Source organism: Kitasatospora sp. NPDC089913 (genome assembly GCF_044748625.1).
Taxonomy (GTDB): Bacteria; Actinomycetota; Actinomycetes; order Streptomycetales; family Streptomycetaceae; genus Kitasatospora.
In genome coordinates this window covers 110,671-130,036 of sequence record NZ_JBIVGI010000024.1, presented here as the reverse complement: position 1 = coordinate 130,036, position 19,366 = coordinate 110,671, and the positions used below count along the sequence as shown (strand labels likewise).

At 75.1% G+C, this 19,366-nt stretch carries 19 protein-coding genes; 3 read left to right on the top strand and 16 right to left on the bottom strand.

Annotated features, from left to right (window positions below):
- Positions 1-53 precede the first annotated feature (53 nt).
- Complete coding sequence (locus ACIPYS_RS30045; RefSeq protein ID WP_093859594.1) at positions 54-818, top strand: SDR family NAD(P)-dependent oxidoreductase; 765 nt, start codon at positions 54-56, stop codon at positions 816-818.
- A 40-nt stretch (positions 819-858) separates the two neighbouring features.
- Here the strand turns inward: ACIPYS_RS30045 and ACIPYS_RS30040 are convergent, their stop codons facing one another.
- From ACIPYS_RS30040 to ACIPYS_RS30025, 4 genes are read right to left on the bottom strand one after another with little or no spacing between them, the layout of a single operon-like run.
- The gene (locus ACIPYS_RS30040; RefSeq protein ID WP_093859595.1) at positions 859-1,779 is read right to left on the bottom strand and encodes a phosphotriesterase; all 921 of its coding nucleotides are present in this window, start codon (positions 1,777-1,779) and stop codon (positions 859-861) included.
- Positions 1,776-2,285 carry a carboxymuconolactone decarboxylase family protein gene (locus tag ACIPYS_RS30035; protein WP_400751909.1) on the bottom strand — a complete coding sequence of 170 codons (510 nt, stop codon included), beginning with the start codon at positions 2,283-2,285 and terminating at the stop codon, positions 1,776-1,778. The genes ACIPYS_RS30040 and ACIPYS_RS30035 overlap by 4 nt, the downstream gene beginning before the upstream one ends.
- A gap of 17 nt (positions 2,286-2,302) precedes the next feature.
- A complete protein-coding gene (locus ACIPYS_RS30030) occupies positions 2,303-2,896 on the bottom strand; it encodes a DUF4865 family protein (protein ID WP_400751906.1) in 594 nt (197 codons plus the stop codon).
- Positions 2,897-2,935: 39 nt separating this feature from the next.
- Positions 2,936-3,502: a TetR/AcrR family transcriptional regulator gene (locus tag ACIPYS_RS30025; RefSeq protein WP_093859598.1), complete on the bottom strand. Its 567-nt coding sequence runs from the start codon at positions 3,500-3,502 to the stop codon at positions 2,936-2,938.
- A gap of 343 nt (positions 3,503-3,845) precedes the next feature.
- Here ACIPYS_RS30025 and mgrA point away from each other — a divergent pair, with 343 nt between their 5' ends.
- A complete protein-coding gene (gene mgrA, locus ACIPYS_RS30020; RefSeq protein ID WP_093859599.1) occupies positions 3,846-4,838 on the top strand; it encodes an L-glyceraldehyde 3-phosphate reductase in 993 nt (330 codons plus the stop codon).
- A gap of 234 nt (positions 4,839-5,072) precedes the next feature.
- Here mgrA and ACIPYS_RS30015 read toward each other — a convergent pair whose 3' ends face one another.
- From ACIPYS_RS30015 to ACIPYS_RS29990, 6 genes are all read right to left on the bottom strand, one after another.
- Entirely contained in the window at positions 5,073-6,149 is a 1,077-nt protein-coding gene (locus ACIPYS_RS30015; RefSeq protein WP_400751901.1) for an LLM class flavin-dependent oxidoreductase, read from the bottom strand.
- A gap of 3 nt (positions 6,150-6,152) precedes the next feature.
- Positions 6,153-7,103 (bottom strand): ABC transporter substrate-binding protein, encoded by a 951-nt coding sequence (locus ACIPYS_RS30010; RefSeq protein ID WP_400751898.1) that lies wholly within the window; start codon positions 7,101-7,103, stop codon positions 6,153-6,155.
- Positions 7,104-7,219: 116 nt separating this feature from the next.
- Complete coding sequence (locus ACIPYS_RS30005) at positions 7,220-8,002, bottom strand: ABC transporter ATP-binding protein (protein WP_400751895.1); 783 nt, start codon at positions 8,000-8,002, stop codon at positions 7,220-7,222.
- Positions 7,999-8,877 carry an ABC transporter permease gene (locus tag ACIPYS_RS30000; RefSeq protein ID WP_093859603.1) on the bottom strand — a complete coding sequence of 293 codons (879 nt, stop codon included), beginning with the start codon at positions 8,875-8,877 and terminating at the stop codon, positions 7,999-8,001. Before ACIPYS_RS30000 ends, ACIPYS_RS30005 begins: the two co-directional genes overlap by 4 nt.
- A complete protein-coding gene (locus tag ACIPYS_RS29995; RefSeq protein ID WP_400751892.1) occupies positions 8,874-9,902 on the bottom strand; it encodes an NrtA/SsuA/CpmA family ABC transporter substrate-binding protein in 1,029 nt (342 codons plus the stop codon). Before ACIPYS_RS29995 ends, ACIPYS_RS30000 begins: the two co-directional genes overlap by 4 nt.
- Positions 9,903-10,045: 143 nt before the next feature.
- Positions 10,046-11,053, bottom strand: coding sequence for an ABC transporter substrate-binding protein (locus ACIPYS_RS29990; protein ID WP_400751963.1), 1,008 nt, complete (start codon positions 11,051-11,053; stop codon positions 10,046-10,048).
- Positions 11,054-11,597: 544 nt separating this feature from the next.
- On the opposite strand from ACIPYS_RS29990, the gene ACIPYS_RS29985 reads away from it, so the two are divergent.
- Positions 11,598-12,380 carry an IclR family transcriptional regulator gene (locus ACIPYS_RS29985; protein ID WP_093859605.1) on the top strand — a complete coding sequence of 261 codons (783 nt, stop codon included), beginning with the start codon at positions 11,598-11,600 and terminating at the stop codon, positions 12,378-12,380.
- A gap of 178 nt (positions 12,381-12,558) precedes the next feature.
- Here the strand turns inward: ACIPYS_RS29985 and ACIPYS_RS29980 are convergent, their stop codons facing one another.
- From ACIPYS_RS29980 to ACIPYS_RS29955, 6 genes are all read right to left on the bottom strand, one after another.
- Positions 12,559-13,395, bottom strand: coding sequence for a winged helix-turn-helix domain-containing protein (locus tag ACIPYS_RS29980; RefSeq protein ID WP_107452501.1), 837 nt, complete (start codon positions 13,393-13,395; stop codon positions 12,559-12,561).
- A gap of 376 nt (positions 13,396-13,771) precedes the next feature.
- Positions 13,772-13,900: a hypothetical protein gene (locus tag ACIPYS_RS29975; protein WP_286158621.1), complete on the bottom strand. Its 129-nt coding sequence runs from the start codon at positions 13,898-13,900 to the stop codon at positions 13,772-13,774.
- 290 nt (positions 13,901-14,190) lie between these two features.
- Positions 14,191-14,736, bottom strand: coding sequence for a GTP-binding protein (locus ACIPYS_RS29970; protein WP_400751960.1), 546 nt, complete (start codon positions 14,734-14,736; stop codon positions 14,191-14,193).
- Positions 14,737-14,833: 97 nt separating this feature from the next.
- Positions 14,834-15,418 (bottom strand): DUF742 domain-containing protein, encoded by a 585-nt coding sequence (locus ACIPYS_RS29965; RefSeq protein ID WP_400751888.1) that lies wholly within the window; start codon positions 15,416-15,418, stop codon positions 14,834-14,836.
- An 8-nt stretch (positions 15,419-15,426) separates the two neighbouring features.
- Entirely contained in the window at positions 15,427-15,846 is a 420-nt protein-coding gene (locus ACIPYS_RS29960) for a roadblock/LC7 domain-containing protein (protein ID WP_030392000.1), read from the bottom strand.
- Complete coding sequence (locus ACIPYS_RS29955) at positions 15,843-19,001, bottom strand: nitrate- and nitrite sensing domain-containing protein (RefSeq protein WP_400751885.1); 3,159 nt, start codon at positions 18,999-19,001, stop codon at positions 15,843-15,845. The genes ACIPYS_RS29960 and ACIPYS_RS29955 overlap by 4 nt, the downstream gene beginning before the upstream one ends.
- Positions 19,002-19,366 lie beyond the last annotated feature (365 nt).

The window sequence follows — 19,366 nt, the reverse complement described above, 5'->3', positions numbered from 1 at the left end:
AGGCGTACCGTGTCGGCGAGGTCGAGAGACCACGAACGGAACGGAGAACCACCATGGAGCGCTTCGACGGACGGAACGTCCTGATCACCGGCGGCGGCTCGGGCATCGGCCGGGCCACCGTGCACCGGATCCTCGCCGAGGGCGGCCGGGTCGTCGCCGTCGACGTCGACGAGGACGGCCTGAAGTCCACCCTGGACCGCGCCACTGCCGACGGCACGGCCGACCGCCTCAGCACGGCGGTGCTGGACGTGTCGGACGAGGCCGCCGTACGGACCGTCGTGGCCGGGGCGGTCGCCGCGCTCGGCGGCCTGGACGTGCTGGTCAACGCGGCCGGCATCCTGCGCTCCGCCCACACCCACGAGACCGGTCTGGACCTCTGGAACAGGATCGTGGCGGTCAACCTGACCGGCACCTTCCTGATGACCCGGGAGGCGCTGCCCGCGCTGCTCGCGGGCGGCAAGGGCGTGGTGGTGAACTTCAGCTCCACCTCCGCCGCCTTCGCCCACCCCTACATGGCCGCCTACGCCGCGACCAAGGGCGGCATCCAGTCGTTCACCCACGCGATCGCCGCCGAGTACGCGAAGCAGGGGCTGCGCGCGGTGTGCGTCGCGCCGGGCAGCATCGACAGCGGCATGACCAACAACCCGGGCCTGCCGGCGGACGCGGACCTCGGCCTGCTCGCCAAGCTCTCGCCCGCGCTCGGGCAGGGCTTCGCCGGGCCGGAGACCGTCGCCGGTGTGATCGCCATGCTCGCCTCGGACGACGGCGCGTTCGTCACCGGGACCGAGCTGCGGATCGACGGCGGCACCCACATGTGACGCCGTCGGGCTCCGGGCGTTCGCGGTGGGGTGGCAGGGGTCAGCCCCGCCACCCCGCCGCGAACGCCCGGGCCGGGTTGGCGGTGAGGATGCCGTGCGGGACCTCGGGGCCGAACGCCCGGGCCAGCCGGGGCGCCAGGGCGGTGAGCAGGTGCGTCGGCCCGGGGGAGGAACGGGCGGTACGGGTGGTGGTGTCGCCGCCGAGCAGCACCTGGTCGCCGTACCCGGCCTCGACCAGGGCCGCCACCGTGTCGAACAGGTGGTGGTCGGTCGCGTGGTTGGCCCGCGAGGGGCCGTCCAGGGCCACGAAGGCGCCACGGGCGGCCAGTTCGCGGTGCAGCCGGAGGTCCGGGAACCGGTTGAGGTGTCCGAGGACCACCCGCTCGGGTGGCACACCGTGGCGTTCGCAGAGCAGATCGAGCACCTCGGCTGCGGCGGTGCCGAGTTCGTGGTGCACCGCGATCGGCGCGCCGGTGGCGTGGTGCGCCTCGGCGGCCGCCGCCATCACCCGCCGGGAGTGCGGGCCGAGGCCGTGGTAGTCGCCCGCCACCTTGACCAGTCCGGCGCGGACACCCTCGGGAGCACCCCGCAGCCCGGTGGTCAGCTCGGCGATGAAGAAGTCCGCCAGCCCCTCGTACCGCCGCTCGAGTTCCGCCGGGTCGTAGTGCACCGCCTGGTGCAGCCCGGTGGCCGCGACCAGGTGGACCCCGGTCGCCCGGGACAGCCCGGGCAGTGCGTCGGCCCGCCGCCCCATCCCGGCCGGCGTCCACTGGACGAACGCCCGGCCGCCGGCGGCCGCGAAGCCCCGCAGCACCTCCTCGGCGGCGGCGGGATCGTCCAGTTCCTCCCCCGGCAGCCTGGGGCTGCGCAGGAAGAGGTGGTCGTGGGCGTCGCAGACGCCGAGTTCGGCCGGATCGAGGTCGCCGAGGACGGTGCGGACCCGGACGCCGGGCGCGTTCACTCCGCCGCCCCCGCGGGCCCGGGTGCCTCTGCGGCGGCGGCCGCTTCCGCTTCCGTCTCGGCCTCGGCCTCGGCCTCGGTGAAGACGGCGGCGGCGACGCGCAGTCCGGCCAGGGCCTTCGGCACGCCGACGTAGGGCGCGAGGTGGACCAGGACCTCGGTGACCTCCGTCCTGGTCAGGCCGATCCGCAGGCTGTTGCGCACGTGGTCGGCGAGTTGCGGCTCCACCCCGCCGAGGGCGGTGAGCGCCGCCAGGTTGGCCACCTGGCGGTCCCGCAGGGCGAGTCCGGGTCGCTGGTAGGTGCCGCCGAAGAGCGCGGTGACGATCCAGTCCGCGAAGCCCGGCGCGAGCCCGTCGAGCGGACCCAGCGTGCCGGAGAGGGTCCGCCCGCCCGCCAGTTCGGCGAGCAGGGCGTAGCCGGCGGCCCGGTCGAACGGGGCGGGCACCAGGCCTGCGTCGAGGGTCCGGTCGGCGGGCGGGGTCGGGGTGGTGACTGCCGGATTCATGGGGCGGGACGGTCCTTTCACCAGTGGCGGCCGGCGGGCAGCCGGTCGAGTTCGGGGCTGGAGAGGTGGTGCACGCGGTACCGGGTACCGGGCTCCCCGGCCGGGGCACCGGCGCGCCAGAGGGCGATCCGCAGCAGCTCCCAGCGGGACGGGTCGAGCGCGACGGCGGCGGTGTGCAGCTCGGGGTGGTCGGGCAGCTCGGCCAGCGCCCGCTCGACGGCGTCCGCCGGGTCCGCGCCCTCCGGCAGGCGTTCCGTCAGCCTGGTGGCGGCCAGGGGGCCGGGCGCGGCCGGACCGTCGACGGCTCCCGGGCCCCGCCGGAGGCCGGCGCCGGTCCAGTGCCGGACGGCGGGACGGCCGAAGTCCGCGCAGAGGGTGCGGAATCCGGCGCCGAGCAGGAAGGCGTTCATGCCCTCGGTGGTGCGCCAGAGGTAGAACGGCGCGTACTGGTTGACCGGCGAACCGTCCAGACCGCGTTCGCGCACCAGGTAGGCCTTCAGGCCGAGGCCGGGCCAACTGTCCAGCAGTGGACCCTTGGTGGCGATCCGCCGGTGGACGGAACGCATGTCGTGGTCGGCGGGCAGGGTGATCTCGTACTGCATCGCGTGCACGGCGGACTCCGGGTGGGGAGGCGGGGGAGGTGCCGCCGCTCAGTCGCGGCGGTGGGCGGCGAAAAGGGCGAGGGCGCCGCGGGCGGCCCGCTCGAACGGTTCGGCGCTGTCGGCGGCACGGGCGAGCACGTAGCCGCCCTGCACCACGGCGACCACGGCGGCGGCGAGGTCGGCGGGCTCGGCCCCGGGCCGCAGTTCGCCGTTCGCCTGCCCTTCGGCGATCACGGCGGCGAGCCGCCCGCGCAGCCAGTCGAAGGTCTCCTCGACCGGCGCGCGCAGCCGGGGGTCGGCGACCACGTCCGGATCCTGGGCCATCCGGCCGATCCGGCATCCGCGCAGGGCGTCGCGCTCGCGCCCCAGATAGGCGGCGACCCGCTCGTAGGCGGTCCCGGGGCCGGCGAGGTCGGCCTCCGCGACGGCCCGCATCTGCTCGGCACTGCGGCGCAGGGCCGCGGCGGCGAGGTCGGACTTGCCGTCGAAGTGGTGGTACATGCTGCCCTGGCCGACGCCTGCCCGCTGCTGGATGGCCTTGGGGCTGGTGCCGACGTAGCCGCGCTCCCAGAGGAGTTCCTGAGTGGTTTCGACGAGGCGGTCCTGGGTGTTCATGGCTGTCACTGTACCTACTGGTACAGCGTCTGTACATACCAGTAGGTACAGAATCCCGGCACCTGCCCGCCGGGTCTCGCCCCCAACGCCGCGATGCCCGGCGCCCGACCCCGTCGGGTCCACGACCAACAACCGTGGGCCGCCCCCCGGCGGCCCACGGCCCCGTGTGATCGTCGTCCCCAGGAAAACCGCGCGGCACTCGCCCGCGAGCCGTGGCGCGCGTCACCTCCCCCGCCGACATCGATCACCGTGCGTCACCGGCGCCCGGAGGCGGAGCGACGACAGCGCCCGCGCCGCGGAATCACCACCGCCCGGCCCGCCCCGAGCTGGCAGGATGTCCGGCATGAGCTACCTCGCCGCGGAAGACCGCTATGCCTCGATGACCTACCGCCGGGCCGGCCGCAGCGGCGTGCTGCTCCCGGCCGTCTCGCTCGGCCTGTGGCACAACTTCGGCGACTCCCAGCCGCTGGACGTCCAGCGGGCGGTGCTGCGCCGGGCCTTCGACCGGGGCGTCACCCACTTCGACCTGGCCAACAACTACGGTCCGCCGTACGGCAGTGCCGAGCGCAACTTCGGCCACCTGTTCGCGCAGGACTTCCGCCCGTACCGGGACGAGCTGTTCATCGCCTCCAAGGCCGGCTACGACATGTGGCCCGGCCCGTACGGCGACGGCGGCAGCCGCAAGTACCTGCTGGCCAGCCTGGACCAGTCGCTGGGCCGCACGGGCCTGGACTACGTGGACGTGTTCTACTCGCACCGCTACGACGCGAACACCCCGCTCGAGGAGACCATGGGCGCGCTGGACTCCGCCGTCCGGGCCGGGAAGGCGCTGTACGCGGGCATCTCCAACTACCCGGCGGAGCAGCACCGGGAGGCCGTGGCGATCCTGCGCGAGCTGGGCACGCCGGTGCTGATGAACCAGTGCTCCTACTCGATCCTCAACCGCTACGTCGAGGACGAGGGCGTGCTGGACGCCGTCGGCGACACCGGAACCAGCCTGATCGCCTTCTCGCCGCTCGCCCAGGGCCTGCTGACGGACCGCTACCTCACCGGCGAGGTGCCGAGCGGGTCGCGGATGTCGGTCGGCAAGTTCCTCCGCGAGGAGGCGCTCACCGGGGCGAAGCTGGAGCAGCTGCGGGCGCTGAACAAGGTGGCCGAGCGGCGCGGGCAGACCCTGGCGCAGCTGGCACTGAGCTGGGTCCTGCGGGACGAGCGGGTGGTGTCGGTGATCATCGGAGCCAGCAGCGTGCGGCAGCTGGACCAGAACCTCGACGCGCTGGCGGGCGGTCCGCTGACGGACGAGGAGCTCGCGGAGATCGACGCGCTCAGCCGCTGAGGCGCGCGCCGGGCCGCCGGCGCGCCCCCGGGACGGAACGCGCGGTGCCCCGCCGGTCGATGCGTGACCGGCGGGGCACCGCGCTCGTTGGACCGCGGGTACGGGACCGTCCGTACGCGTCCTTCGAGATCTCGGGAGTCCGTCGTGCGGATGTACCTCCTCCGGGCCGTCGCCCGCTTCGCCCGGCAGCTGGCGCTGACCTCGCCGCTGCCGTTCCCGCTGCTCCCGGGTGCCCTACCCGCGCCGGACGCCCAGCGCCGGTAGCACCGTCTCGGCGACCCGGTGGGCCTCCTCCAGCAGCGGATTGCCGGAGAGGATGAAGGTGTCCACCCCGAGCGACTCGAACTCCTGGAGCCGCTCGACCACCTGGGCCGTCGATCCGACCACGGCGGTGCCGGGACCGGGGCGGAACAGGCTCATGCCGGGCCACAGGTTGGGGTGGACCTCCAGCTCGCGGGCCCGGGCCGGCACCTTGCCGCCGTGCTGCCGGAACTGCCGCTGCCAGCCGACGCCGTCCTCGCCGCGCGCCCCGCCCAGTTGGCGGGCGTAGGTGGCCTCGCTGGTCACGTCGAGGAGCCGGTCGGCGGCGGCCCAGGCCTCGTCCTCGGTGTCGCGGACGATCAGGTGCAGCCGCAGCCCGATCCGCAGGGTGCGTCCGTGCGCGGCGGCGCGCTCCCGGACCAGGTCGAGCTTCTCCTTGAGCTGCTGCGGCGGTTCGCCCCAGGTGAGGTAGACGTCCACGTGCTGGGCGGCCATCTCGATCCCGGCCGCCGAACTGCCGCCGAACCAGAGCGGGATGCCGCCCGGCTGGACCGGCGTGAGTTCGCGCAGGCTCGCCCCGGCGTTCCGGAGGTCGTAGAACTCCCCCTTGTGGTCGAAGACCTCGCCCGAGGTGAGTCGCTTGACGATCGACCAGTACTCGGCACTGAGGCGGTAGCGGTCGTCGTGCTCGACGTGCAGGCCGTACTCGCGCAGCTGCTCGGTGGAGCCGTTGACCACGTTGAACCGCAGCCGGCCGCCGTGCAGATGGTCGAAGCTGAGCGCCATCTTCGCCAGCAGGGTGGGCGAGATCAGCCCCGGGTGGACGGCGAGCAGCGGTTTGAACGCCGGGGTGGTGGCGGCGGCCAGTGCGTTGCCGAGGTCCCACACGTCGTGCAGATCGGTCGCGAGCAGCGCGCCGGTGTAGCCCAACCGCTCCACGCTTCCCGCGAGTTGCTGGAGGTAACGGAGGTCGACCGGGCGTCGCCCGGACGGCTCCCAGGGGTAGTGGCCCTCGCGCGGGATGATGTACCAGAGGAATTCGGAGGCCATCGGTCAGACCGCCCGGATGTCGGCGGCGGCCCTGTCGGCCCCGGCCCCGGCCACAGCCGCAGCCGCAGCCGCGGCCACCGGGGCCTCCAGCGCGGGCAGGTGGGCGTCGGCGACGACCACCCGGCGCTCGACGAAACCGACCCGGTGGAAGATGTCGGCCGCCTCCTGCTGCTCGGCGACGAACCCGGCGGTCGCCGGCTCCAGCCGCCACGGCAGCCCGGCCAGGGCGGTCCGCCAGTCCTCGGCGCCGCCGCCGAGCTCCGCCGCGGCGATCGCGGCCGCCTCCGGCAGATGGGCGGCCACCCAGGCGTCCGCCCGGGCCAGGGCGGTGACGATCGCCGCGACCACCCCGGGCCGGTCGGCGGCGAAGCCGCGCCGGGTGAAGAACACCGAGCGGTCGGTGATGACGTCGCCGGTGCGGACCAGCTCGCGGAAGCCGCCGTCACGGCGGGCGGCCGCCAGTTCGGCGCCCTGGGCGATCCAGCCGGCGATCGCGCCCTCGCGCAGCAGCCGCGCCGGGTCCTGCCCCGCCGCCGGGCGGACGGCCGTGACATCGGTCGCGTAGGACAGGCCCTCCGCGTGCAGGGCCTTGGCGAGCAAGTGGGTCTGCCAGGAGCCGACGGCCAGGACGACGGTGCCGCCCTTCAGGTCCGCGACCGACGTCACCGGCCCGTCGGCGCTCACCAGCAGCGCGCCGTGGTCGGGCCGGGGCGCCGACACCGCCGCGTAGACCAGGTCGTGGCCGGCGGCCTGGGCGGTCACCGGCGGGGTGGAGCCCGTACCGCCGAAGTCGATCACGCCCTCGGCCAGCAGCTCGCCGGTGCGCGTCCCGTCGGTGTAGTGGTGGAACTCTCCGGTCTCCCCGAACGGTGCCAACTCCTCGTCCAGGTAGTCGAGTCGGGAGAGGTAGTAGAGGGACGGGTTGCTGGCGTGGACGCCGAGGGTGATGGCCATGGGATCAACTCCTGTGGTGCGGGCGGGGCGAGGGGGTCGGGCGGGGGCGGTTCGGGCGGGGGCGGTTCGGGCGGGGCGTGCGAGGAGGGCGGGGCGTGCGAGGAGGGCGGGCGGTGTCAGTGGAGGCCGAGGTCGGCGAGCAACCGGCGCCGCAGCTCGGCGAAGGCGGGATCGGCCGGGTCTCGCGGACGGGCGACGCCCACCCGCTGGTCGCGCACCAGCTTGCCGTCCCGGAGCACGGCGACCCGGTCGGCGAGCCGCACCGCCTCGTCCACGTCATGGGTGACCAGCAGCACGGCCGGCCGGTGGCGGCGGACCAGATCGCCCACCAGGTCCTGCATGCGCAGCCGGGTGAGCGCGTCCAGGGCGGCGAACGGTTCGTCCAGCAGTAGCAGTTGGGGCGCGCGGACCAGGGCCCGGGCGAGCGCCGCGCGCTGTGCCTCGCCGCCGGAGAGGGTGGCCGGCCAGGCGTCGGCGTGGCGCTCGAGGCCGACCTCGGCGAGCGCCCTCAGCCCGGTCTCCCGGGTGGCGGCACCATGCGGCAGGCCGACCGTGACATTGGCGAGCACCCGCTTCGAGGGGACCAGTCGCGGTTCCTGGAAGACCACCGTCCGTACCGCCGGGACGAGGACCGTTCCGCCGTCCGCCCGGTCCAGCTCGCCGAGGATGCGCAGCAGGGTGGTCTTGCCGGTGCCGCTGGCACCGAGCAGGGCGACGAACTCGCCGCGGGCGATGGAGAGGTCGACCCCGTCGAGGACGGCCCGGGTGCCGAACACCCGGCGCAGGCCGCGCAGATGGACGGCCGGGGTGCTCCCGGCCCCGGTCTCCGGCTCGGCCCCGGCAACGGTCGTGGTCGGGGTAGGGGTAGGGGTAGGGGCGGGCACGGGGGTGGTGGTCATCGGGTGCCTCCCTGGGCGGCCCTGCGCCAGGGCATCAGGACCCGCTCCAGCAGACGGACGATGCCGTCGGCGGCGAGTCCCAGGACCCCGTAGATCAGGATGCAGACGGCGAGGATGTCGGTGCGGGAGTAGTTCTGCGCCTGGGCCATCAAGTAGCCGATGCCCTCGGTGGAGTTGATCTCCTCGGCGGCGATCAGGGCGATCACGCTGAGCGTCATGGAGAGCCGCAGGCCGGAGAGGAGGGCGGGCAGGGCGCCGGGCAGGACCACGGTGCGCACGATCGCCCAGCGTCCGAGGCCGAAGCTGCGCATGGCCTCGATCAGCTTGGGGTCGGTGTTGCGGACCCCGCCGGAGGTCGACACGTACATGGGGAAGCTGGTGGCGACGCCGATCAGGGCGACCTTGGCGGTCTCGGTGATGCCGAACCAGACCATGAACAGCGGGACGAGGGCGAGGAAGGGAACGGTGCGCAGGACCTGGACCGCCGAGTCGAGCAGTTCCTCGCCGAGGCGGAAGAAGCCGGTCACCACACCGAGCACCAGGCCGGTGCCGGCGCCGATCAGCAGGCCGAGGCCGGCCCGGGTGAGCGAGACGCCGAGGGCGTCGGTGAGCTGGCCGTTGCCCCACAGTTCGCCGACCGCCTCGGCCACCTGGGCGGGCGAGGCCAGCACGTCCTGGGTGAGCGCGCCGGTGGCGGAGGCGAGGGCCCAGCCGCCGAGGAGGGCCAGTGGGCCGAGGGCGCGCAGCGTCAGGGCGAGGGCGCGGGGGCGGGAGGTCCGGCGGCGGGCGCTCGGTTCGACCAGTCCGGCCGCGCGGGCGGCGGCGGTCTCCGGATCCGCCGCCCGGTCGCCCGACGGGTGGGTGGCGGTGGTCACTTGGCCGCACCGCCGAGCGCCCCGAGGTCGATCAGATAGGGCTTGACGTCGACCTGCTGCTTGGTGACCTTCTGCTCCGCGAAGAACGCGGCGACGGTGCCGAACCGGGCGATGTCGGCCTCGCCGATGGCGTCGGCGGCGGCACCCTGGCGGGTCACCTCGACGGCGACGTCCTTCTCGGCGGCGGTGACGGCGGTCGGCCCGGAGTCGGTGAAGACGTTGAGGTACGCGGCCGGGTCGGCCTTCTCCTTGAGGCCGTTCTCGCGCAGATAGGCGTAGAAGGCCTTCACCACCTCGGGGTGCTTGTCGGCGAAGCCGTTGCGGACGGCCCAGACGGCGTAGTTGTCGGAGCCGACCTCCTTGCCGTTGACCAGGAAGTGCGCGCCCGAGTTGGCGATCGACGGGGTGGAGAAGGTGTTCCAGGTGGCCCAGGCGTCCACCTGTCCGGAGTTGAAGACGCCCGCCGTCTGGTCGGCGCGCAGATAGACCCGCTCGACCTTGTCCGCCGGGACGCCGTTCTTCTCGAGCGCCTTGAGCAGCAGGTACTCGCTGGTGCCGCCCTGGCTCACGGCGACCTTGCGGCCGACCAGGTCCTGCACGCTCTTGATCGGCGAGCCGTTCTTCACCAGGATGCCCTCGCCGACGCCGTCGGGGGCGGTCTGGGCGAACAGCTTGAAGCCGGGCTTCTGGGCCAGCGCGGCGACGGCGGAGGTGATCGACCCCTGGGCGACGTCGAGCTGGTCGGCGGAGAGGGCCTGGGCGGCGGGCGCGAACGGGCCCGCGCTGCCGGTCCAGGCGACCTTGGCGTGGACGGCCGCGAGGGCGCGGTCCAGCGAGCCGTCCTTCTTGCCCAGGGCGAGGAAGCCGTTGTTCCCGGGGTCGGGCAGCCGGAGCACCGCGTCGGCCCGGTCGGCCTTCCCCCCTCCGGCGGCGGCCGCTCCCCCGTCGGCGGAGGAGCCGCAGGCGGCCAGCAGGGTGGTGGCGAGCAGGGCGGTGGCGGCGAGGACGGGGCGGGAGGGATTCACGGGTCGGCTCCTGTGGTCGGGGGCGCAGGGGGGAGAGAGCGGAGAGGCGAGGGGGAAGGCAGCGGGGTGCGGGGGGGGAGGCAGCGGGGTGCGGTGCGGCGGAGGCGTACGGACGGCCTTCGGGAAGTGTCGGCCGCTACCCGTCAGTCACCGTGCGTCCGCCCCTCGGCGCGGCGGGCGGCGAGCAGCTCGCGGGCGGCCCGGAGCGGCTCCGGGTCGGCCCAGGCCCGCACGTCGACCGGTCCGGCCAGGAATCCGTGGCGGTCGAGGAAGCGTTCCTGCTGCTCCAGCAGGGCGAGGCGGTCCTCGGAGAAATCGAGGTGCAGGGTGCGGTGGCCGCCCTCCGCGTACGCCCCGGCGACGCCCTCCTCCCCGGCTCCGGTCTCGGCGCCCAGGATCCGGGCGACCTCCGCCGGCTGCCCGGCGGCCCAGTCGGCGGCCTCCAGCAGCACGGCGAGGAAGCGGGCCACCAGGTCCGGGTGCGCGTCGAGCAGTTCCTGCCGCACGGTGATCGGCCGGGGCGTGCCGTTGTTCACCCGCGCCCGGCGGTCCGGGGCGGCGTCCAGGTCGACGGCCACCTCCGCCCCGATCCGGCGGGCCGCCTCGACCGCGAGCGCGCCCTTCACGTAGACCGCGTCCACCACGCCGTCCCGCAGCGCCGTCAGCTCCGCCTCCCACTGCCCCTCCCCCGGCGCGGCCGGCACGTCCACCAGTTCGGCGTCCGCCGGCGTGAGACCCGCCAGCGAGAGTGCTCCGTGCAGTCCGGCCAGCGCCATCGCGCGCCAGAAGTCGATGGCGATCCCATGGTGTGGGACGGCGAGCCGCAGCCCGCGCAGTTGTCCGGGTTCGGCGACCCCGCTGCCGGAGCGGACCAGGACGACCTGGCGCTCCTCGATCCAGGTGAGTCCGACCAGCCTGGTCCGCTCTCCGCGCGAACGGGCCCAGAGCGCCGGCACATTGCCGCCCTCACGGAACAGCCCGGTCAGGGCGTGGGTGTAGTGGTGGTCGGCGGCGACCTCCGCGGGCACGTCCTGGAGCGAGCGGACCGCGATGCCGTCGGGGGCGAACTCCCGGCCCAGCCAGCCCCGGTCGGCCGCGATGCCGGTCGCGGTGGGCACCGGGCAGCGGGTGAACCAGAGGGTGTCGGGCACCCCGGGGGCGACGGCTGCGGCCGGGAGGGCGGCAGTCGGGAGAGCGACGGCCGGGGCCGGCTGGGCCGGGGAAGCGGCGGACGGCGAGGGCTCGTCGGCCGAACTGCGGGCGGAACTGGGCACGGTGGCTGGTCCTCTGCGGCGGGGGCGTGGTGCGGGCGCGGCGCCGACGGCGGGGCGGCGGGCGCGGTACGGGGTCACCAGGCGCGGTGGAACGGAACGGGGGCGGGGCGGGAGTCCTGCGGGACCGGCGCGGGCCGGGGCGCGTCAGCGACAACACGCGCAGGAGGAGAGGCACCGGTGGGTCGTCACGGCACTGCTCCTTCCCGCGGTCCGGGCGCCTCCGGACGGGGCTGTCCGGTGCGCTGCGCCGAGCGTTCCACGGCGGGCGAGCCAGGAGCAAGGGTTTGCCACATCATGGGATTGCTTGTTCATGAACGGCATCCTTTTGCAACGCCGTTGACACATTCCCGCAGCACACGCTGCCATAGTCTGGGAGCGACTCCGGTGAACGACCGGAGCCACGGACAGAACGAGAGATGCCATGGCCGAGGCCGTCACCGCCGCCCAGAGCCCGCCGGCCGGGGCCCAGGCCGTTCAGCGGGCCCTCGGACTGCTGCACTGCTTCCACGACAACGGCCCCGATCTGAGCGCCTCGGACCTGGCGCGCCGGATGGGCCTGTCCGTGTCCACCGCGCACCGGCTGGCCCGCACCCTGGTCAGCGCCGCGTTCCTGGAGCAGGACGAGCACACGGCCCGCTACCGGCTCGGCCCGGCGGTCGCCGAGCTCGGCCAACTCACCTTCCACCAGCGCGGGCTGCACCTGGCCGCACCCGAGCTCGACCTGCTGTCCCGCCGCACCGGTTCCGCCGCCGATCTCGCGATCCGCAGCGGTCCGCACGCGGTGATCCTGGTCGGCGCCTCCGTGCGGCCGGACACCGGGCTCGGACTGCGCCGGCCGCTCCACTCGACCGCGCTCGGCAAGGTGCTGCTGGCCTGGCCGCGCCCCGGTGACGCGGGCGTGGCGACGCTCGGCCCGCTGGCGCCGTTCACCGACCGGACCATCACCGCGCCGGAGCGCCTGGCGGAGGAGCTGGCAAGGGTCAGGGCGGCCGGTCACGCGCTCAACGACGGCGAGTCGGAGACCGGGGTGCGCACGATCGCGGTACCGGTACTGGACGGTGCCGGGCAGGCCAGGTTCGCCCTGGCCGTCCGCTCCACGCCCGCGCACCTCACCGACGAACGGCTGGACTGGTTCCTCGGCCACGCCCGGGCCTGCGCCGGCGCGCTCGCGGTCCTGCTGCTGCCGCCGGAGCAGCGGATCTGATTGCACGTCAAAACCGACGAGGGGACCGGGCGTTCGGTGAGAACGCCCGGCCCCCGGCCGATCGGTGGAGCGACGTGCGGTGGAGCTACGTGCGGTCGAGCGACCTGCGGTGGAGCGCGATGCGGGAGCGACGTGCGGCGGAACGGACGCGCCGTGCGGCGAGAAGCGGGGTGAGCGCTCAGGCCACCGGCGTGTACTTGTAGCCGACCCGACGGACCGTCACGATGCTGTCGCGGTAGGCCGCTCCGAGCTTGCGGCGCAGCCTGGCCACGTGCACGTCCACCGTGCGACCGTCGCCGACGTGGCCGTAGCCCCAGACGGCGGACACCAGGTGGTCCCGGGTGTGCACCCGCTGCGGGTGCTCGGTCAGGTGGGCGAGCAGCTCGAACTCCAGATAGGTCAGGTCGAGCAACTGACCGTCCACATAGGCGTTCCGGCGCTCGGTGTCGACCGTGATCCCCCGGCCGGCGGGCCGCACCGGACGCGTGCCGGCTCCGGCGGCCGAACCGAGGCCGGTGGCACCGGTCCCGCCGGCGACGGGCCCGCCGAGGACCGGAGCACCGAGGGCCGACGCGCCGGCGGCGACGGCCGGACCGGCCTGCGGCGCAGGGATCGTGGCGGTCGGGAAACCCTGCTGCCCGGCGCCCGGTGCCACGGCGACGCCGCCGCCCTCGGCCGGGACCAGCACCAGGTAGCCGACCATCGGCTGCCCCGCCGGGGCGCCGAACTGCGCCCCGTACTGGGCCAGCAGGGCCTGCGGCAGCGATCCCTGCGGCAGCGCCGCGACGACCGCCGCACCCTCGGGCAGCGCCGCGAGCAGCGCCTGCGGCGGGAGCGCGGGAACGATCTGCGGGACGGCCGACGCGACCGGGGAGACCGGCGGGACCGCGGCGGTGACCCGCTGCGGCGCGGGGCCCCCGTGCCGGCGTTCGGCGGGGGACGGGACGGAACGGACCGCGCGCAGGTGCGGGGTCGCGGAGGGGAGGGGAAGAGTGGCCGTGGAGGTGGAGGACATGGTGTCGCTCATTTCGCGCGTGACGGACGGGGTGGAGTCGTCTGCGCGTCTACCGGGCGTGCTGCCGTGGACCGACCCGAGGTCAGCGGAGGGAGTGCCGGGACGCGCTGGGCGAACCCGGACACGTCTGGTCGAACAGGTGTGGCTGGCGGGACGGCCAGAACGGTTCGAGGAGGTTCACTGGTGCTCTCCGCAAAGCGGGCAGGGCCGACGACGGCCAACCGGACTGCTGTCCGGTGCTGCCGGGTCGACGATGCGATGGACCGTCAGTGTCCGCCGGGCCCGTCCGGCGACTCCGGAAGGGGCGCTGCGGCCGGGGACTCCCCCGGACGGCGAACGGCGGTGACGGTGAGGTGGCTGGCGACGGTTGGCGAGGTCAGCGACAACAGGCGCTGCAGATCAGCGCGTGGTCGATGTACCGCCGGACGGTCAGCGCCGGGGTGACCGGCATGGCGAGATCGGCTTGGGCGGACCGGCGCGCGGCACATCGCTGCTCGACGTTCATGGCTCGGTCCTCCCCCCTCGGTCTGCCGGTACGTGCCCGTACCGCGCTGCGACACGCGTGCCGGACGCACACCGGGTGCGTGGCACGGTCGAGGCATCCCGGCAGTGGGCCCGGGCGGCCTTCGTCACCAGAGCCTTCCACGCCGGGCCCGTCGAGGCAACCTGCTCGGCCGGGATCGTCCGGCATGTGAACACCCTGATGAGACGCCGGCTGTCGGGCGGGGCGGTGGACCGGGCCGGGGCGGGGCGGACCGGGGCCGGGGCGGGGCGGACCGGGGCCGGGGCGGCTCATCATGCCCCGGTGCTCGTCCCCCGCCGCGCCGCCGCGTGCTCGACCAGGGCCACCAGCAGTTCCTTGCCGTCCTCGCGACGGCGGGCGTCGCACAGCACCACCGGGATGTCCGGGTCCAGGTCGAGCGCGTCCCTGACTTCCTCCGGCGAGAACAGCTCACTGCCCTCGAAGCAGTTCACGGCGACCAGGAACGGGATGCGCCGCTGCTCGAAGAAGTCCACCGAGGGGAAGCAGTCCGCGAGCCGCCGGGTGTCGGCCAGCACCAGCGCGCCGAGCGCGCCCCGGGCCAGCTCGTCCCAGACGAACCAGAAGCGGTCCTGGCCGGGCGTGCCGAACAGGTAGAGCGCGAGCCCCGGCCGCAGGTCGATCCGGCCGAAGTCCATCGCCACCGTGGTGGTGCGCTTGGCCTCGACGCCCGCGGTGTCGTCCACCGGGCGGCCCAGCTCGCTGAGCTCCTCCTCCGTGCGCAGCGGCCGGATCTCGCTGACCGATCCGACCAGGGTGGTCTTGCCCGCGCCGAAGCCGCCGGCGACCAGGATCTTCACCGCGACCGCCGGACCGCCCCGCCAGCGCGGGTCGTTGGCCCGCTCGGCGCCCCCGTCGTACGCGGGGCCCGGGGCGGTGGCGGCGGGGGCGTGGAGGTCAGAGCGCACGGAGTCCATTGATCACGTCTCGCAGCAGGCGCTCGTCCGGCAGCTCGGCGAGCGGAACGGGTCGGGTGACGCTGATCAGTTCGGCGTCGTAGAGATCGCCGAGCAGGACGCGTACGACGCTGACCGGCAGGTCGGTGTAGGAGCCGAGCTCGGCCACCGAGATCGGCTCCCGGCGGCACCAGGCCAGGATGGTCTGGTGCTCGGGGTCCAGCACATGGGCGGGGACGGCCGCGGCGACCGGCGCCGGGTCCTTGGCGACGATCAGCGAGATCAGGTCGAACAGACCGTCCTCGACCGGCCTGGCCCGGCCCCGGGTCATCGAGTAGAGGCGCACCACCGGGCCGGCCTCGTCGTCGAACCAGCGGTTGTCGACCGGGGTCCGCGGCCGGAACAGGTCGAGGTCCGACCCGTCGCCGTCGCCGTCCCCGTCGCCGCCCTGACCCCGGCCGGAGGCTTCGCCCCCGGCCCCACCGGCCGGCTCCGTACCGGCCGGGTCGGCACCGGCCGTTCCCGCGCCGACCGGTCCGGCCGGCTCCGGGTCGGCCGCCACCGCCTTCGGCTCCTCGTCCGCCATCGGACCGCTCATCTCCCGGGCGGGGCCACGTCGGCGCGCGGTTCGGCGGCCAGGTGCTCGCCGACCCGCTTGACCAGCAGGGCCATCTCGTAGGCGATCTGGCCGATGTCGGCCTCGGCCTCGCTCAGCACCGCCAGGCAGCTGCCGTCGCCGGCCGCGGTGATGAACAGGAAGGCCTCGTCCAGCTCGACCATGGTCTGGCGCACTCCGCCGACCTTGAAGTGCCCGCCGGCCCCCTTGGCCAGGCTGTGGAAACCTGCCGCGACGGCCGCCAGGTGCTCGGCGTCCTCCCGGGCGAGGTCGCGGGAGGCACCGGTGGCCAGTCCGTCGCCGGAGAGGATCACCGCGTGGCGCAGCGCGGCCACTCGGCCCACCAGGTCGTCCAGGAGCCAGTTGAGGTCTCCGGACGACTGCGTCGAAGTGGTCATGAATCAGTTCCTTCTGCTGGAGCGGGTCGTGCGGATGGTGCGGGTCGTGCCGGCCCCACCGGTCGTACGTGCGGTGCGGGCCGTACGGGTCGTGCGGGTCGTACGGATGGTGCGGTGCCTTCGGGCGGCCCGTCGGACAACGGACCGGCGGGTGCATCGGGTTCCGTCGCCTGGCGCGGCGGCCGGACGAACCTGGTCGGCGGCGGCACCGGCGCCCGTCGGGCCAGCGGCGCCGGCTCACCCGCGGACGGGCCGGGCAACGCCGCCGGGGCGGGTGCCGGGGCCAGCGCGCGGCGCGTCGACGGCACCGGGAAGGGCGTTCCGGACGGCGCCGGTGTCGGGGCGGGCGTCGGGGCCGGGGCGGGCGACGGGGCGGCCGCCGGCCGGGCGGCGGGGGTGCCGCGGCCCCGGGTGAAGCCGCGCTGGAAGGAGGCGAAGGCGGCCCGCGCCTCCTCGGGCGAGCGCTCGCGCACCGGTTCGGCCTCGCTCCCCCGGGCACCGGAACCGCCCGGGCGGTCGGCCCGTCCGGCGGCGGCCTCCGCCGCGCGCTCGCGCAGCTGCGGGGCGAGGCTCGCCTGCCGCACCCGTCGCGGCAGCCCGCCCGGCGTGGCCGCGGTGGCGGTCCGCGTGGGCGCGGAGTCGGCGGTGGCCGCACCCGCCGTCGCGGGCGCCGCGACCGGCCGGTCGGTGACGGCCCCGGTGGGCACGGCCCCGGTGACCACGGCCTCGGTGAGCACGGCCCCGGCCGCGTCGGCGGGCCCGGTCACGGTGCCGGTCCGGACCTCGGCCGGCCCGGGTGCGAGGGACTCGACGTCGTCCGCCGTGGCCGCCGGGTCGTCCGCGCGCCGGTGGCGGCCGGTGCCCGGTCCGGTCGCGTCGCCGGCGGCGGCCGTGACCAGCACGGGCCCGCCGCCGCGCGAGCGGCGCGGCAGACCGCCGGGGGTGCGGGCCGGTTCGGGCGCCGAGGGGCGCGGCCCGCCGACGATCCGGTGCCGGCCGCCCGCTCCGTTCACGCCCTTCAGCGCACCGCCCGCACCGCTGTCGCCGGTCGCGCCGTTCGCGCCCCGGGCGGTGGGCGGGTCGTCGTCGGGGCCGTCCTCGGTCAGGGCGGGCACCGCGACCAGGTCGCGCTGTCCGCGCCGCCCCACCGCTGCCCGCCGGCCGCCGACCGGTCCGGGGGCGGTGCCCGGCCCCTGTCCGGCCCACGCCCCGGCCCCCGTAGCCGTGCCGGTGCCCGCGGGCGGCTCCGGCAGCCCGTCCGGCGCCTCCGCCAGCAGCTCGCGCGGGATCAGCACCACCGCCGTCGTCCCCCCGTACGGGGAGGGCCGCAGGTGCACCCGGATACCGTGCCGGCGCGCCAGCCGGCTGACCACGAACAGGCCCAGCCGGTCGGTGTCGGCGAGGTCGAACTCCTGCTCCACCGCGAGGCGTTCGTTGATCTCGGCGAGCGCCTGCTCGCTCAGACCGAGCCCGCGGTCGTCGATCTCCAGCGCGAAGCCGTGCGCCACCACCTCGCCCTGCACGGTGACCTGGGTGCTGGGCGGGGAGAACACCGCGGCGTTCTCCACCAGTTCGGCGATCAGGTGGGTGACGTCCGCGACCGCGCTGCCGAGCAGACCGGTGCCGGGGAACGGCCGGACGATCACCCGGGCGTAGTCCTCGACCTCGCCGACCGCCGCGCGGACCACGTCCACCATCCGCACCGGCTTGCGCCAGGCCCGGCCGGGCGAGCCGCCGGCCAGGATGATCAGGCCCTCCGCGTGCCGGCGCATACGGGTGGTGAGGTGGTCGACCTTGAAGAGGTCCTCCAGCTCCGCCGGGTCCTCGGCGCGCCGTTCCATGGTGTCGAGCAGCGTCAGCTGACGGTGCAGCAGGACCTGGCTGCGTCGGGCCAGGTTGACGAAGACCGCCGAGACGCCGCGCCGCAGTTCGGCCTGCTCGACGGCGGCCTCGACGGCGGCCCGCTGCACGGCGTTGATCGCACGGCCGACCTGGCCGATCTCGGCCTGGCCGAACTCCAGCTCGGGGGCCTCGGTGGCGACGTCCACCGACTCGCCCTTGCGCAGCCGCAGCATGACCGAGGGCAGCCGGGTGCCGGCCAGTTCGTTGGCGGCGTTGCGCAGGCCGATCAGCTCGCGGACCAGGCCCCGGCCGATCCGGAAGGAGATGAGGACCGAGAGCACCACCGCGACCAGGCCGATCAGGCCGGCGATGCCGCCGCGCCAGAGCAGTCCGATCGCGTAGGAGTGGTCGCGGTCGTCGATGGTGCCGCTCAGCCGGGCGTTGATCGCCGCCAGGTCGCCCAGGGCGCGGTCGGCGGTCTCCCGCCAGGCGTCGCCGTTGATCGCCTGCACCACCCGCTCGGGTCCGCCGGCGCCGACGAAGTCCGCCTCCGCGCGGGCGAGCGCGGCCCAGGCCTCGCCGCCGCGCAGGGCGATGTAGTCCGCCTGGTCGACCGGGTCCAGCTCGGCGATGTAGACGGTGAACAGCGCCTGCTGGTTGTGCAGGGCGTCGAGCGCGACCTGGTACTGCTCGGAGGTCGGCCGGCCGGGCGCGGTGCGCAGCCCCTCCATCGCCGCGTCCTCCTGGGCGAGGTACTCCCGGGCGCGCATCAGCTCGATCATGATCGTGCCCTGCCTCGGCAGTTGGCCGCTCTGGCGGGCCACGAAGGCGGAGCGGAAGCCGAAGACGGGCTTGATCAGGTCGGTGTACTGGCCGAGGGCGAACTCCCAGTTCAGCGCGGCACGGCCGATCTGGGCGCGCAGCGGGCTGAGCTGGTCGGCGGCGGCGAGGATCTGCAGGTAGCGGCCGCGCTGGGCCTCGTCGAGCCGGCCGCCCTCGGCGTCCTTCTTCTGCTGCAGTACGGCGAGGTCGTGGTCGGTGGCGGCGCGGGCCTGCTCGAAGGCGTCGCGGGCGGCGCGGGAGGCCGGGTCGGCGAGCCTGCGGACGGCGGCCCGGCGCTCGTTCTGCAGGTCGTGCGCGTACACGTCGACCGGGGCGCCGAACTCCTTGTAGGTCGCGCTGACGTCGAGCCGGCTCCAGACGTCGCCGGTGGTGGCGAGCGTCGCGTACGCCCAGAGGGCGGTGAGGGCGACGATGGGCACCAGGAGCAGCGCGATGATCTTCGCGCGGATCGAGCTGCTGCGCAGACGCATGGAGTCCTCGGTCGGGAAGTGCCAGGCGCGGACGGGGTGCGGGGAATGCGGGAGGCGTGAGGGGGCGGGGCGGCCTGGGAGCGGGAGCGGGAGCATGGGGGCGGGCGACGCGGAAGCGGCTCGCCCCGGAGGCGGGTCGGCACCGACGGTTTGACACGGACGGGTTGACACGGACAGGGTTGGTACGGACCAAGCGTCGGCCGGGGGCAGCGCTCGGCCGCGACCGAGGGCCCCGGCCGCAGGTCTGCGAGACTCTACTACGGCCTGACCACTCGTTCGAGGGTCGAACCCACCCTCTCGTCGAGCCGGGCCGGATCGGGTCCGGATCGGGTCCGAATCAGGCCCGGACCGCCGTCGCGATCACC

Bases quoted from the DNA above. Each gene is read 5' to 3' on its own strand.
- ACIPYS_RS30045 (WP_093859594.1), top strand. From the start codon at position 54: ATGGAGCGCTTCGACGGACGGAACGTCCTGATCACCGGCGGCGGCTCG.
- ACIPYS_RS30035 (WP_400751909.1), bottom strand. From the start codon at position 2,285: ATGAATCCGGCAGTCACCACCCCGACCCCGCCCGCCGACCGGACCCTC.
- ACIPYS_RS30025 (WP_093859598.1), bottom strand. From the start codon at position 3,502: ATGAACACCCAGGACCGCCTCGTCGAAACCACTCAGGAACTCCTCTGG.
- mgrA (WP_093859599.1), top strand. From the start codon at position 3,846: ATGAGCTACCTCGCCGCGGAAGACCGCTATGCCTCGATGACCTACCGC.
- ACIPYS_RS30015 (WP_400751901.1), bottom strand. From the start codon at position 6,149: ATGGCCTCCGAATTCCTCTGGTACATCATCCCGCGCGAGGGCCACTAC.
- ACIPYS_RS30010 (WP_400751898.1), bottom strand. From the start codon at position 7,103: ATGGCCATCACCCTCGGCGTCCACGCCAGCAACCCGTCCCTCTACTAC.
- ACIPYS_RS30005 (WP_400751895.1), bottom strand. From the start codon at position 8,002: ATGACCACCACCCCCGTGCCCGCCCCTACCCCTACCCCTACCCCGACC.
- ACIPYS_RS29985 (WP_093859605.1), top strand. From the start codon at position 11,598: ATGGCCGAGGCCGTCACCGCCGCCCAGAGCCCGCCGGCCGGGGCCCAG.
- ACIPYS_RS29980 (WP_107452501.1), bottom strand. From the start codon at position 13,395: ATGTCCTCCACCTCCACGGCCACTCTTCCCCTCCCCTCCGCGACCCCG.
- ACIPYS_RS29975 (WP_286158621.1), bottom strand. From the start codon at position 13,900: ATGAACGTCGAGCAGCGATGTGCCGCGCGCCGGTCCGCCCAAGCCGAT.
- ACIPYS_RS29965 (WP_400751888.1), bottom strand. From the start codon at position 15,418: ATGGCGGACGAGGAGCCGAAGGCGGTGGCGGCCGACCCGGAGCCGGCC.
- ACIPYS_RS29960 (WP_030392000.1), bottom strand. From the start codon at position 15,846: ATGACCACTTCGACGCAGTCGTCCGGAGACCTCAACTGGCTCCTGGAC.
- ACIPYS_RS29955 (WP_400751885.1), bottom strand. From the start codon at position 19,001: ATGCGTCTGCGCAGCAGCTCGATCCGCGCGAAGATCATCGCGCTGCTC.